Source organism: Pontibacter sp. JAM-7 (assembly GCF_048548695.2).
GTDB lineage: Bacteria > Pseudomonadota > Gammaproteobacteria > Pseudomonadales > Balneatricaceae > Neptuniibacter.
Map to the genome: position 1 here is coordinate 1 of NZ_JBLYIF020000001.1, position 13,465 is coordinate 13,465.

The 13,465-nt window shown below is 49.4% G+C and carries 13 protein-coding genes; 8 read left to right on the plus strand and 5 right to left on the minus strand.

Annotation, left to right across the window (positions count from 1 at the left end):
- The 6 genes from ACFVYJ_RS00005 to ACFVYJ_RS00030 all read left to right on the plus strand — a co-directional run.
- Positions 1–180, plus strand: a 180-nt coding sequence (locus ACFVYJ_RS00005) for a hypothetical protein (protein WP_463254680.1), incomplete at its 5' end; no start/stop codon positions are given.
- Between the two features lie 87 nt (positions 181–267).
- The gene (gene ftsZ, locus ACFVYJ_RS00010; protein ID WP_419414119.1) at positions 268–1,446 is read left to right on the plus strand and encodes a cell division protein FtsZ; all 1,179 of its coding nucleotides are present in this window, start codon (positions 268–270) and stop codon (positions 1,444–1,446) included.
- Positions 1,447–1,526: 80 nt separating this feature from the next.
- Entirely contained in the window at positions 1,527–2,441 is a 915-nt protein-coding gene (lpxC, locus tag ACFVYJ_RS00015) for a UDP-3-O-acyl-N-acetylglucosamine deacetylase (protein ID WP_419414120.1), read from the plus strand.
- Between the two features lie 229 nt (positions 2,442–2,670).
- Complete coding sequence (gene secA, locus ACFVYJ_RS00020; protein ID WP_419414121.1) at positions 2,671–5,412, plus strand: preprotein translocase subunit SecA; 2,742 nt, start codon at positions 2,671–2,673, stop codon at positions 5,410–5,412.
- Between the two features lie 67 nt (positions 5,413–5,479).
- Positions 5,480–6,697: a bifunctional glutamate N-acetyltransferase/amino-acid acetyltransferase ArgJ gene (gene argJ, locus ACFVYJ_RS00025; protein ID WP_419414122.1), complete on the plus strand. Its 1,218-nt coding sequence runs from the start codon at positions 5,480–5,482 to the stop codon at positions 6,695–6,697.
- Between the two features lie 20 nt (positions 6,698–6,717).
- Positions 6,718–7,644, plus strand: a complete 927-nt coding sequence (locus ACFVYJ_RS00030; RefSeq protein ID WP_419414123.1) for a Nudix family hydrolase — start codon at positions 6,718–6,720, stop codon at positions 7,642–7,644.
- On the opposite strand, the gene yacG is transcribed toward ACFVYJ_RS00030, so the two are convergent.
- Genes yacG through pilB form a run of 5 tightly spaced genes read right to left on the minus strand, consistent with a single transcriptional unit; the run spans position 7,625 to position 12,268 of the window.
- Positions 7,625–7,849, minus strand: a complete 225-nt coding sequence (gene yacG / locus ACFVYJ_RS00035) for a DNA gyrase inhibitor YacG (RefSeq protein ID WP_419414124.1) — start codon at positions 7,847–7,849, stop codon at positions 7,625–7,627. The genes ACFVYJ_RS00030 and yacG overlap by 20 nt on opposite strands.
- 3 nt (positions 7,850–7,852) lie before the next feature.
- The gene (gene coaE, locus ACFVYJ_RS00040) at positions 7,853–8,464 is read right to left on the minus strand and encodes a dephospho-CoA kinase (RefSeq protein ID WP_419414125.1); all 612 of its coding nucleotides are present in this window, start codon (positions 8,462–8,464) and stop codon (positions 7,853–7,855) included.
- A 2-nt stretch (positions 8,465–8,466) separates the two neighbouring features.
- Positions 8,467–9,309, minus strand: a complete 843-nt coding sequence (locus ACFVYJ_RS00045) for a prepilin peptidase (protein WP_419414126.1) — start codon at positions 9,307–9,309, stop codon at positions 8,467–8,469.
- Positions 9,310–9,312: 3 nt separating this feature from the next.
- A complete protein-coding gene (locus tag ACFVYJ_RS00050; RefSeq protein WP_419414127.1) occupies positions 9,313–10,539 on the minus strand; it encodes a type II secretion system F family protein in 1,227 nt (408 codons plus the stop codon).
- 16 nt (positions 10,540–10,555) lie between these two features.
- Positions 10,556–12,268 (minus strand): type IV-A pilus assembly ATPase PilB, encoded by a 1,713-nt coding sequence (gene pilB, locus ACFVYJ_RS00055; protein WP_419414128.1) that lies wholly within the window; start codon positions 12,266–12,268, stop codon positions 10,556–10,558.
- A 323-nt stretch (positions 12,269–12,591) separates the two neighbouring features.
- Between pilB and ACFVYJ_RS00060 the strand changes: the two genes are divergently transcribed.
- Complete coding sequence (locus tag ACFVYJ_RS00060) at positions 12,592–13,029, plus strand: pilin (protein ID WP_419414129.1); 438 nt, start codon at positions 12,592–12,594, stop codon at positions 13,027–13,029.
- A gap of 64 nt (positions 13,030–13,093) precedes the next feature.
- Entirely contained in the window at positions 13,094–13,432 is a 339-nt protein-coding gene (locus tag ACFVYJ_RS00065) for a hypothetical protein (protein ID WP_419414130.1), read from the plus strand.
- The last annotated feature ends 33 nt before the right edge of the window (positions 13,433–13,465 follow it).

Sequence of the window (13,465 nt, forward strand, 5' to 3'; positions counted from 1 at the left end):
CATGGTGTACGGGGCATGGAAGATATTCTACGCAACCCGATCTATGCCACCGGCCTGGGATTGTTACAGTACGCCAAACAGGACCGCAGTGGGCAGCCTCCGGTGGTGGATGTCGCAGACTTGCCGGTCAAAGAAAATATTATTTTAAAACTTAAAACCTGGATTCAGAACAGTTTCTGAAATCCGTGATGAAGATTTAATACCGCGCCGGAATGTAGTCGTAGGCGCACAACCTAAGTACCAAGCGTGTACTTAAAGGAGCTGGAGATGTTCGAACTGATGGATAGCGTACCGCAGAATGCGGTAATCAAGGTGATAGGCATTGGCGGTGGCGGTGGTAATGCCGTACGTCATATGGAAAACGGCGATTTGGAAGGGGTAGAGTTTGTCTGTGCCAATACCGATGCGCAGGCCTTAAGCTCGATGCTAGCTCAAACAGTTCTGCAACTGGGCAATACCCTGACAAAGGGCCTGGGCGCTGGCGCCAATCCGGAAGTCGGCCGTGAAGCCGCGATGGAAGATCGCGAACGCATTGCTCAGCTGTTGGATGGTGCCGATATGGTATTTATCACAGCGGGTATGGGCGGTGGAACCGGCACAGGTGCGGCACCAATTGTTGCTCAGGTAGCGAAAGAACTCGGCATATTGACCGTCGCAGTTGTGACTAAGCCGTTCCCGTTTGAGGGGCGTAAGCGCATGAGTATCGCGTTAGAAGGTATTAAGGAGCTACGCGAAAATGTGGATTCCTTGATTATTATTCCAAATGAAAAGCTCATGCAGGTGCTGGGTCGTAATTGCACCCTGCTCAACGCATTTGAGTCTGCTAATGATGTGCTCAAAGGGGCTGTTCAGGGTATTTCTGATCTGATTACCCGCCCGGGTATGATCAACGTCGACTTTGCTGATGTGCGTACCGTGATGTCAGAAATGGGCATGGCGATGATGGGAACCGGTACTGCTATTGGCGAACATCGCGCGTCGGAAGCAGCGGAAAAAGCAATTAAGAGTCCGTTGCTGGATAATGTTGACCTTAAAGGTGCCAGCGGCATCCTGGTGAATATTACGGCCGGGCTGGACCTTGGATTGGGTGAATTCACTGAGGTGGGTAACCTGGTAGAAGAGTACGCCTCAGAGAATGCCACGATCGTGATTGGCACAGTCATTGAGCCTGAACTTACCGATACCATCAAAGTTACAGTCGTGGCAACGGGTCTGGATAAAGCTGATGCGCCGGCAAAGCCGGTACCAGTGGCCGGTTCTGGCACTAAAAAAGCCGATGGATCACTGGATATGGCTCAAATTGAACTGCCAACTATATTGCGCCGCAAAAAAAATGAGGCGCTGGATGGACCGGCAAGAACTGAAGCGTCAACAATGCAACAAACAGGCACGGAAGGTGATAGTTATTTGGATATTCCAACTTTTCTGCGTCGACAGGCTGACTGATGGGGCAGTTTGCTTGTTACGTAGGTAATATATTTGTTATCATCTGTCGCTAATATAGCCCTATTTTATCTGGCACAGGCATGATCAAACAGAGAACGTTAAAAAACAGCATCAAAGCCACTGGTATCGGTTTGCATACCGGTCAGAAGGTATATCTGACGCTGAAACCAGCACCAGTGAATACCGGAATCGTTTTCCGTCGTACTGATCTGGATCCGGCAGTCGAAATTTGTGCGCTTGCACACAATGTGTCAGACACTACCCTGTCCACCAATCTGGCTCAGGGTGATGTGCGGGTTGCTACGGTAGAACACTTGCTTTCCGCTATGGCCGGTTTGGGCATCGATAATGCTTATATCGAATTGAGTGCCGAAGAAGTGCCGATCATGGACGGCAGTGCAGCACCCTTTGTCTTCCTGATTCAGTCCGCGGGTCTGGAAGAGCAGAATGCGCCCAAGCAGTTCATTCGCATCAAGAAAGAAGTTCAGGTCGAAATGGATGGCAAAACTGCCAGCTTTAAACCTTTTGATGGTTTTAAAGTTGGCTTTCGTATCGACTTTGATCACCCTGCATTCGACGGTCGGAAAATGGAAGCTAGCCTGGATTTTTCCAGCACCTCTTTTGTGAAAGAAGTGAGCCGGGCGCGTACCTTCGGTTTTATGAGCGATTATGAATATCTACGCTCTCAGAATTTGGCGCTGGGTGGCAGTTTTGACAACGCAATTGTTGTGGATGATTACCGGATTCTGAATGAAGATGGTCTGCGTTATGACGATGAATTTGTTAAGCATAAGGTACTGGATGCTGTGGGCGACTTGTACCTGCTCGGCAAAAGTTTGATTGGTGAGTTCTACGGTAATAAATCCGGCCATCATTTGAACAACCGTTTGCTGCGTACTTTACTGGCGCAGGAAGATGCCTGGGAAATCGTGACATTTGAAGATGGTGCAGAAAATGCGCCGATCTCTTATCAGCAGCCGGTTGCTGCTGTCTGAGAAAAATAAATATCTTAAAAGCCGAGCCCTGAGGGTTCGGCTTTTTTGTTTCTACTGCTGGGGCGAAAGCTGAATGTTTTTGTTTCTGGACAAAGATCATCCCTTTGGATTCAAATTTTTGTCCCAATAAAGGTAGAATGCTGACTTTGTTTTGCTGCCGGGTGAGGGAGTTTTTTCCACCGAGCGAACAAGCAACCCGATAAGAATTCATACAAGGTGCCGGCGAAAAATGCTGACAGGATTGTTTAAGAAAGTATTTGGTAGCAAGAATGATCGTGAGCTGAAGCGAATGGGGCGCACCGTTGCCACCATTAATGCGCTAGAAGCGGATTATGAAGCGTTAAGTCCAGAACAAATCAAGGAAAAAACCGCCGAGTTTAGACAGCGTCTGGCTGAGGGTGAAAAGCTCGACAGGCTGTTGCCTGAAGCTTTTGCATTGGCGCGTGAAGCATCCAAGCGCGTTATGGGTATGCGTCACTTCGATGTACAGATGATCGGTGGTATGGCGCTGAATGATGGCAAGGTTGCAGAGATGCGTACTGGTGAAGGTAAAACGCTCGTCGCTACCCTGGCCGCATACCTGAATGCACTGCCTGGTGAAGGTGTGCATGTTGTCACCGTCAACGACTACCTTGCCAGCCGAGATGCCGAGTGGATGCGTCCGCTGTACGAAGCGTTGGGCTTAACCGTTGGCGTCGTGCTCTCCGGGCAGCAAGCGGAGCAGAAACGTGCTGCTTATGCTGCAGACATTACTTACGGGACCAACAACGAGTTCGGTTTTGATTATCTGCGAGACAATATGGCGTTCAGCCTGAATGAAAAAGTTCAGCGCGATTTTAATTTTGCCATTGTCGATGAGGTGGATTCTATTCTGATCGACGAAGCGCGTACCCCGCTGATTATCTCGGGTCCTGCGGGTGACAGCTCAGAGCTGTATCGCACCGTCAATCAACTCATTCCGCAGCTGATACAGTTTGAAGGTGAAATTGATCCACAAGATGACAGTCAGGAAATTGCTGAACACTTCGCTGTTGATGAGAAAAACCGTACGGTAGAACTCACCGAGGCAGGCCACCAACTGGTGGAGGATTTGCTGATCAATGCGGGTCTGCTGACAGAGGGTGAGAGCTTGTATGCACCTCAGAATCTGAACCTGCTGCATCATATTCTGTCTGGCCTGCGAGCACACCACCTGTTCCAGCGCGATGTAGATTATATTGTCCAGAACAATGAGGTGGTGATTGTTGATGAGCACACTGGCCGAATCATGCCAGGCAGGCGCTGGTCTGAAGGTCTGCATCAGGCAGTAGAAGCTAAAGAAGGGGTGCATATTCAGAATGAAAGCCAGACTTTTGCGTCGACCACCTTCCAGAACTACTTCCGTTTGTATGAAAAGTTATCGGGTATGACGGGTACCGCGGATACAGAAGCATTCGAACTGCGTCAGATTTACGGTTTGGATGTGCTTGTTATTCCAACCAACAAACAGGTTACGCGAAAAGATTCGAATGACCTTATCTACATGACCATGGAAGAAAAGTACGAAGCGATTATCGAAGATATTCGTGACTGCCAGGCGCGTAAACAGCCTGTATTGGTGGGTACTGCGTCGGTAGAGTCATCTGAGTTAATCTCATCTGCGCTGACTAAGCAGAAGATTACCCATAATGTACTGAATGCCAAAAACCACGCGGGTGAAGCAACCATTATCGCGGATGCGGGTCGTCCCGGTGCGGTGACGATTGCTACCAATATGGCAGGTCGTGGTACCGATATTGTGTTAGGCGGTAAGCTCGAAGCTGAACTGGCGGCATTGGACAATCCATCTGAAGCACAAATTGCTGAAATTAAGGCTGACTGGGTGCAACGTAACCAGTTGGTATTGGATAGCGGTGGTTTGCATATTATTGGTACTGAGCGCCATGAGTCCCGGCGTATCGATAACCAGCTGCGTGGTCGTGCAGGCCGTCAGGGTGATCCAGGGTCTTCGCGTTTTTATCTGTCGCTGGAAGATGATTTGATGCGGATTTTTGCTTCCGATCGTGTCCGTCAGTTGATGCAGGCGCTGGGGATGGAGCGTGGTGAAGCGATCGAGCATAAAATGGTCAGCAATGCGATTGAAAAAGCCCAGCGTAAAGTTGAGGGGCGTAACTTCGATATTCGTAAATCGTTGCTGGAATATGATGATGTCGCCAATGATCAACGTAGCGTGATTTATGGGCAGCGCAATGAACTCATGGCGACTGAAGATATTTCCGATACTGTTATTGCCGTTCGCGAAGAAGTAGTCGATAACAAAATTTGTGAATTTATCCCGCCACAGAGCCTTGAAGAACAGTGGGATGTGGCAGGATTGGAAAAAGCTCTGGAAACCGATTTTGCGGTGGCTTTGCCGTTACAGGCGTGGCTCGATAATGATGACTCTCTGCATGAGGAAACGCTGAAACAGAAGATTCAGGACTCCATAGCAGATGTTTATCAGCAGAAAGAGGCGCAGGTCGGGGTTGATACTCTGCGCAACTTCGAGAAGCAGGTAATGCTGCAGGTTCTCGATACTCTTTGGAAAGAGCACCTGCAAACCATGGATCATCTGCGTCAGGGGATTCATCTACGCGGATATGGTCAGAAAAATCCGAAACAGGAATACAAGCGTGAAGCCTTTATATTGTTCCAGGAGCTGCTGGAAAATATTAAACGTGATGTGATTCGTATTCTGAGTCACGTTCAGGTTCAGCAACCTGAGCAGGTTGAAGCGTTGGAGCAGCAGCGTCGAGAGCAGGCTGCACAACAGAAAATGGATTTCACGCATGCCCAGAGCAGTGGTATGTCTGAAGATGGCGTTGCTGATGAACAGCAAGCGGCGTCAGCGGACACTCCGTTTGTGCGTGAAGATCGGAAAGTCGGCCGTAATGAACCATGCCCTTGTGGCTCGGGTAAAAAATACAAACAGTGTCATGGCCAGTTAAGTTAAATTAGCGGTCAGTTTTATGTCTGAAAGCAGCCCTGGGCTGCTTTCTTGCTTTGATGAGGTAATGTTTATGGCAGTAGGCCCCGATACGCTTCCCATGCTTTATCCAGTAGCCGGTTTTCGTTTGGGTATCGCCTCGGCGGGCATCAAAAAGCCGGGACGTAAAGATGTTGTGGTGATGGAGCTTGCAGAGGGCGCCACTGTGGCGGGGGTGTTTACCACCAATGCGTTTTGTGCCGCCCCCGTCACACTGTGTAAAAAACATATGTCCCAGGTAGCGAGTCGCTATTTGCTGGTGAATACCGGCAATGCTAATGCCGGTACAGGGCAGCAGGGAATGCTGGATGCGCAAGCTTCCTGTCAGGCATTAGCGCAGTTGACAGGGCAGCCGGTTGCGTCTGTGTTGCCTTTTTCTACCGGTGTGATTGGTGAAAAGTTACCGGTCGATAAAATTATTGCGGCTCTGCCTGCGGCGCTGGAAGGATTGTCTGAGACTAACTGGGAGCAAGCTGCGACAGGTATCATGACCACAGATACGCGGCCTAAAGCGGCTTCTATTCAGTTTGAATGGCAGGGCAAGACGATTACCCTTACGGGTATCAGCAAAGGGGCCGGCATGATTAAGCCGAATATGGCGACAATGCTAGGTTATGCTGCCACTGATGCAGCAGTGAGCCAGGAGTTGCTGCAATGCTTGTTGCGTGAGTCAGCAGAAAAAAGCTTTAACCGAATTACGATTGACAGTGATACGTCCACTAATGACGCGTGTATGCTCGTGGCAACGGGTGCTGTGGGGGTTGAAGTCAGTGAAGCCAATCCAGCATTACTGGCGTTATTCCGGAAGCATTTACAGGCCCTGATGTTACAACTTGCCCATGCGATTGTGCGCGATGGCGAAGGTGCGACTAAGTTTGTCACAGTTCAGATTGACGCTGCTGCGACTACCCAGGAAGCGCTGGATACTGCCTATGCCATTGCGCATTCGCCCTTGGTGAAAACCGCGTTGTTTGCATCAGATCCGAACTGGGGGCGAATCCTGGCCGTGGTAGGTCGAGCAGGCTTGCAGGATCTGGATGTCGATCAGCTTGAAATCTATCTGGGCGATGTATGCATTGTACGTGATGGTGGTCGTGCTGCTGAATACACTGAGTCCGCCGGTCAGGCCGTAATGAATGGCGAAGAGATTACTATTCGAGTTGTACTGAACCGCGGCACTATTACAGAAACGGTTTGGACTACAGACTTGTCCCATGATTATGTCAGTATCAATGCTGACTATCGTAGTTAACAGCTGGCAGTAAGCGTGTAATGAAACAGATCCACGTCGCGGCGGGTGTCGTCAAAAATGCTCAGGGGGCAATTCTTCTGGCTCGCCGTCCTGTAGATAAACATCAGGGCGGTTTGTGGGAGTTTCCCGGTGGCAAAGTCGAGCCTGGTGAATCTGCTCAAGCAGCGCTGGCAAGGGAGTTGGCTGAAGAGGTGGGTATTGACATAACTGCCAGTCGCCCACTGATACAGGTTGCACATCGTTATCCAGATAAATCAGTGTTACTGGATGTGTTTTTAGTGACCGGTTTTTCTGGTGAGGCGAGGGGTTGTGAAGGCCAGGCGATTTGCTGGACTGAGCCTGAAAATTTACACCAATTTGAATTTCCGGCTGCCAATACACCGATTGTGGCGGCCTGTCAGTTACCAAACAGGTTACTTATTACGGGTGATGTAGCTTCACCGCAACGCTGTCTGAGGCAAGTCGAAAGTGCGTTTTCCCGGGGGGTTGGAGCGGTTATGCTGCGCACCGCTCACCCGGATAGAATCGAAATTGCCGCGGAATTGCAGTTGCTGTGTCGGCAACAGCATAAGTTATTTATCCTGAATGGTTCTGTGGCAGAAGCTGAAATGCTTGGTGTTACTGCATTGCATTTGAATAGCCAGCGATTAGGCGAAATTTCTGGTCGAGATGCCTTTGCCGGGCAGTGGTTGAGTGCGTCTTGTCATAGCCCTGAAGAATTGCGGCTGGCCGCAGAAAAGGGGATGGATTTTGCGCTGTTATCGCCGGTCATGCAGACTGCATCACATCCCGAGGTTGCCCCGGTGGGGTGGCAGCAATTTTCAGACTGGACCCAATCCTGTGCCATGCCGGTCTTCGCGCTCGGTGGCCTGCATGAAGCAGACCTTGATGTCGCATACCACCATGGTGCTCAGGGTATTGCCGCTATCAGTGCTTGGTGGGATTAAGCGGCACCTGTTGCTCAAAATCTTCTGCTTCAGAACTGCTTTGGTCACTGTTGCCAACCGTCGGAATTTGGTATTCCTCATTGGCCCAAGCACCCAAATCAATGAGCTTGCAGCGCTCACAGCAGAAAGGGCGAAAAGGGTTATCTGTGGTCCAAAGTGATTTCTTGCCACAGCTGGGGCAATTGACATGTGGCTTACTGCTCATAGCTTAACTGCTGTCCTTGAGTTGTTGGTTTAATACTGACATCAGGCGCTGAATTTCGTTGGCAAGATCTGTTTTATCACCCGAATTATCAAGGATAAAGTCTGCTTTGTCGCAACGTGCATGCCGTGGCATCTGAGCCGCAATAATAGCACGTACTTGGGCTTCTGAATTTTCGTCCCGTTGCATTGTACGCTGGAGTTGCAGGTTTTCCGGCAGATCAACGACCACAATGTAATCGGTCAAAGTATGCTGATCCGTCTCTAATAATAACGGTGAGCTGAGTACATTAAAGCTGTCTGTGGGGTTTGCCAGTAACTGGACGATTCGCTGGCGAATTAATGGATGCAGTAGCTTTTCAAGCCAAGTGCGCTCAGCAGGGTCAGCAAAAATAATCTGTCGCAGGGCGGGGCGGTTTAGTTCGCCTGTTTTGTCGAGTATGGATGGGCCAAAGTGCCGGGTTATTTGCTGCAGGCCAAAGCTGCCCGGAATCACAACTTCCCGCGCTACGACATCGGCATCAACAATTGATATGCCCAGTGCCTGCAAATGATCCGATACTGCAGTTTTCCCGCTGCCTATACCGCCGGTCAGGCCAACTACAAATGGACTTTTCATACTCAGAATCCGGCAAATTGCAGATAACTGCCGGTGATCTTGTCACCCCATAACAAAGCAACCCAGCCGGCAATTGCCAGGTAAGGTCCAAAGGGTAGTGGTTGCTGGTGCTCATGACGTTTGCAGACAACCAACGCGATGCCTAAAACGGCGCCAACTAATGAGCTGAGTAGAATAATCAGGGGGAGTTGGGCGATACCTGCCCATGCGCCCAGCGCGGCAAGCAGTTTGAAGTCGCCATAACCCATGCCTTCTTTGCCGGTGAGTAATTTAAACCCCCAAAATACGGCCCAGAGGGACAGATAACCAGCCGCCGCACCCCAGATTGCACTTTCCAACGCGGTAAATAAGCCGGTGGTATTAATTAGCAGTCCCAGCCATAAAAGGGGTAGAGTCAGATTGTCAGGTAATAGTTGATGATCAATATCAATAAAGATCAGACACAGTAAAACCCAGCTAAAAACGATCAAAGCAAGAGTTTGAAACGTGAGTCCGTACAGATAAAACAGGCCGCAGCCGAGTGCGGCGGTAAATAGCTCTATCAATGGATAGCGAACCGAAATACCCGTTTTACAATTGCTGCACTTACCGCCGAGAAAGAGGTAGCTAATGATGGGAATATTTTCGTACCAGCGGATCTGATGGTTACAGGTTGGGCAGCGAGATGCGGGAATGGCCAAATTCAGGCAGTCGGTTGGTTCTACTCCGGTACGTGCTGCTTCCCATTCCCGCTCCAGCATCAAGGGGACGCGATGAATGACGACATTTAGGAAGCTGCCTACCGCCAGCGAAAAAATACCGACAGCAGACAGTAATAGCCAAAAAGAGGTTGAATCTGACAGCATTAATTAGCCAACCACGTTACCCAACTGGAAGATCGGCAGGTACATGGCAATGACTAGACCGCCCACCAGAACACCGAGTACTGAAATGATCAGCGGCTCGATTAGGGCGGACATGTTGTCCACAGCGTCATCTACCAGGCCTTCATAGTAATCGGCTACTTTGGACAGCATCTGTTCAAGAGAACCGGCTTCTTCACCAATGGCGATCATTTGGCTGGCCATGTTCGGAAACAGGCCGGTCACAATAATGGCATCTTTCAGTGATTGACCGGTGGAAACGCTGTTTCGGATTTGCAAAATCGCTTCACGGTATATCACGTTGCCTGAGGCGTTGGCAGAAGATTCGAGGGCTTCCACTAATGGCACGCCTGCGGCAAAGGTGGTTTCCAGGGTGCGGGTAAACCGGGCAATAGCAGCGTTGTGCAGTATGCCGCCGATGATAGGGATTTTCAGGCTGGCACGGTCCATAAAATCGCGAAATTTCTGTGACGTTCTACGCGCGCGATTAAAAGCCACAATTCCGGCAACAGCTAAGCCAGCAGCGACAAACCACCATTTCTGGGCATATTCAGATAGATTGATAACAAAACGGGTAAATGCAGGCAGGTCAGCACCAAAAGCTGAAAAAGTGACTTCAAACTCTGGTACCACTTTTATTAATAGGACGGCAGCAACCACCATGCCTACAACAATTACGGCTGCTGGGTAGGTCATTGCCTTACGAATTTTGGCTTTGAGGGCCTCTACTTTTTCTTTATAGGTGGCGATCCGATCCAGCATCTCTTCTAATGAACCTGATTGTTCACCGGCGTGTACCAGAGTGCAATAAAGTTGATCAAAATGCAGTGGGTGTTTGGCAAGGGCAGCGGATAGATCCAGGCCGCCATTTATATCCTGGCGAATGGCCATAATCAGCTCTTTCATTGGATCTTTTTCTACCCCATTGGCGGTAATTTCCAGTGCTTGCACCAAGGGTACGCCGGATTTCATCATAGTCGCCATCTGGCGCGAGAAAAAGGCGATATCAACCGCTTTAACCGGGCGTGATTTCTTGTCAAAGAGGGGGATCGTTAACTCCCGGTTGACTTTTTTCGGAACAATGCCTTGTTTACGCAGCAGGGTCTTTACCTCAGCAACACTAGCGGCCTTGATTTTCCCTTTGCTGGTATTGCCGTTTTTGTCCTTTCCCTGCCAGGCAAAAGATGCGGATTTTTTTTGTGCTTGTGCCATAGTCGCTTACCTGCGTTTAGGTTTTGATAACGCGATTGAGTTCTTCCAGACTGGTAAGGCCAGCCATCACTTTTTTCAGTCCGGCTTGTCGTAATGCTTCAAACCCCTGGGATTCAGCGACTCTGCGAATATCAATTGAGTTGCCGTTCTCCATAATAACTTCCGCTACTTCACCGGACATTTTCAGCATTTCATAGATACCTACCCGGCCTTTGTAGCCTTTGTGGCACTTACTGCAGCCATCAGAATTAGGCTCATATAACTGAATGTTTTTTAGACTGTCCTTCGGAAAACCTTCTTCGAGCAGAGTGGCTTCAGGCAGTGAAAGGGGTTGGCGACAAGTCTGACAAAGTCGACGGGCCAGGCGCTGGGCGATAATCAAGCTTACTGAAGTGGCAATATTAAAGGCGGGAACGCCCATATTACGTAACCGGGTCAGGGTTTCAGGTGCGCTATTGGTGTGCAGGGTAGAAAGCACCATATGACCGGTTTGTGCTGCTTTAATCGCAATCTCGGCGGTTTCCAAGTCGCGAATCTCACCTACCATGACCACATCGGGGTCCTGCCGCAGGAAAGCACGCAAGGCTTCAGCAAAGGTCAGGCCGATTTTGGGATTGACATGGACTTGGTTGATGCCTTCCAAGTTAATCTCTACCGGATCTTCTGCGGTGGAGATGTTGCGCTCTTCGGTATTCAGGATGTTCAAACCGGTATACAGGCTAACCGTTTTACCACTACCAGTAGGGCCTGTTACCAGAATCATGCCTTGGGGTTGTTCCAGTGTTTTCAGATACAGGTCTTTCTGGTTTGGTTCAAAGCCCAGGGCTTCAACCCCCATTTTTGCACTGCCGGGGTCCAGAATACGCAGTACGATCTTTTCGCCCCAAAGGGTAGGCAAAGTATTAACACGGAAATCGATCGCCTTATTTTTGGAGATCTTCATCTTGATGCGCCCATCCTGGGGTACCCGACGTTCAGAGATGTCCATTTTTGACATCACCTTGATGCGGGCTGACAGGCGGGAGGCTAAATTGGAGGGTGGTTTCGCCACTTCCTGCAATATGCCGTCAATTCGACTGCGAATACGGTAGCTGCGTTCGTAAGGTTCAAAGTGAATATCCGATGCGCCGTTTTTAATGGAATCCAGCAAGACTTTATTCACAAACCTTACGATAGGTGCATCATCAGCGCCGTTGCCAGCGTCATCATCTTCATCGGTGGACGCTTCAGTATCTTCCAGCTCCAAATTATCCAGATCACTGTCTTCAAGACCGTCTAGGGTTTGATCCTGGGTATCCAGAAAGGCGTCAATAGTGCGCAGTAATTTATCCTGTTCGACGATGACTGCTTCGGTGGAGAGCCCGCACTGGAACTTAAATTCATCCAGCGCCTGAATATTGGTCGGGTCTGAAATAGCGACATAGAGTTTATTATCGCGGCGTTTCAGTGGTAGGGCGCTGTGTTTGCTGATCAGGGATTCCTTGATCAGTCCCTGGGGCAAGGCTGTCAGGTCATAGGCATCCATATCCAGCAACGGCATGCCGAACTCTTCGGCAGCGGCAGCGGCGGCCCGGTAGCCGCTGACCAGACCCTGCTGAGTGATATAAGCAATAAAAGACTGGTTGTTGTCGCGTGCGGTTTTGACAGCATCGGTTGCGACCTCGGCGGAAAATACACCATCATTGACCAAGCGCTTGGCAAGACCCGTTAGTGGCTGGTTGGGTTGCACAGGGTAAACCTCTCTCTCCATGAACTGCTTTAAAATACCATTGCCGCAGCTGATTTGAAATTAAATCGGCCGATTCAATGAATAGTGTAGTGAGCTGGGCGGGTTTAATGCCCAGAACGGTCGTTTAAAACTATTTTGGATCAAAGTGCCGTGCTGAGTCATACTGCTATTTAAGTCTTTTCATTAAAGGCCGTTATATTCTAAACTGTGGAGAGTGCGGTTTCCCCGGGGGGTATGCTGTGCGTCTCGTAACGGGAATACGTTATAAATCAAACGGAAGTTAATACACATTGTGTACTTCTTTTTCGCTGGAGAACGGAAACATGAAGAAACAGATGAAAAAACAACAGGGTTTTACCCTGATCGAATTGATGATCGTTGTAGCGATCATTGGTATTCTGGCTGCAATTGCACTACCTGCTTATCGTGACTATACGATCAAAGCAACTGTAGGACAGTTGTCAGGTGGTTTGGGTGGTGAGAAAGTTAAGGTTGCTGAAAACTTTTCAAATGGCTCATCTACCAGTGATAACACTATCTGTCTGTCACCGTCATCAGTGGCTAATTGTGCTGGAGCAACGGGAACTCTGAGTGATTTTGGCGAAGCAGGTACAACAGGCGTTTCAGTGGCTTTGATTCCTGATTTTTCTTCAGCAGCTGCTGGCCAAGGCCGTATAACTTGGACATGTGATGTAACTGTTGAAGGCAGAGGTCAGGCCTCAAGTGCTGAAGGTTGTGCAAGAGCATTTGAAGCTCTGTAATAAATACCTATAGCTTGGAATGTTTGAGAGAGGCCTATAGGCCTCTCTTTTTGTGTATATAGATATGAAAAAAAACCTGATAATCCTCTTAATTGCTGCCAGTGTTGGCCTCACCTGGTATATCACCCAAACCACCCCTCGTTTGACGCCTGAAGCCAAAAGTCAGATTGAAAATATTCTACTGCAACGACCAGAATTTCCCGCCCGCCCGGTGTGGTGGAGTGATGATTCTATTCTGGCGATAGGTGTGTTGCCGGACACGGATGTTGAGCAGGCTGCAATGCTGGCGTGTCGGATGTTGCGTGAGCAGGGTGTGACCACAACTGCTGTAGAAATCTACGACGTGCTGAAAATCCAGCAGAACAAGGAGTGGCAGAAACTGGCAGGTAATACGTGCCGTTAACAGCAATTCTTGCTGCTTGTCCCGAAAGGTTTG

Excerpts from the sequence above, each read along its gene's own strand:
- ftsZ (WP_419414119.1), top strand. The coding sequence starts at position 268 with ATGTTCGAACTGATGGATAGCGTACCGCAGAATGCGGTAATCAAGGTG.
- lpxC (WP_419414120.1), top strand. The coding sequence starts at position 1,527 with ATGATCAAACAGAGAACGTTAAAAAACAGCATCAAAGCCACTGGTATC.
- secA (WP_419414121.1), top strand. The coding sequence starts at position 2,671 with ATGCTGACAGGATTGTTTAAGAAAGTATTTGGTAGCAAGAATGATCGT.
- argJ (WP_419414122.1), top strand. The coding sequence starts at position 5,480 with ATGGCAGTAGGCCCCGATACGCTTCCCATGCTTTATCCAGTAGCCGGT.
- ACFVYJ_RS00030 (WP_419414123.1), top strand. The coding sequence starts at position 6,718 with ATGAAACAGATCCACGTCGCGGCGGGTGTCGTCAAAAATGCTCAGGGG.
- yacG (WP_419414124.1), bottom strand. The coding sequence starts at position 7,849 with ATGAGCAGTAAGCCACATGTCAATTGCCCCAGCTGTGGCAAGAAATCA.
- coaE (WP_419414125.1), bottom strand. The coding sequence starts at position 8,464 with ATGAAAAGTCCATTTGTAGTTGGCCTGACCGGCGGTATAGGCAGCGGG.
- ACFVYJ_RS00045 (WP_419414126.1), bottom strand. The coding sequence starts at position 9,309 with ATGCTGTCAGATTCAACCTCTTTTTGGCTATTACTGTCTGCTGTCGGT.
- ACFVYJ_RS00050 (WP_419414127.1), bottom strand. The coding sequence starts at position 10,539 with ATGGCACAAGCACAAAAAAAATCCGCATCTTTTGCCTGGCAGGGAAAG.
- ACFVYJ_RS00060 (WP_419414129.1), top strand. The coding sequence starts at position 12,592 with ATGAAGAAACAGATGAAAAAACAACAGGGTTTTACCCTGATCGAATTG.
- ACFVYJ_RS00065 (WP_419414130.1), top strand. The coding sequence starts at position 13,094 with ATGAAAAAAAACCTGATAATCCTCTTAATTGCTGCCAGTGTTGGCCTC.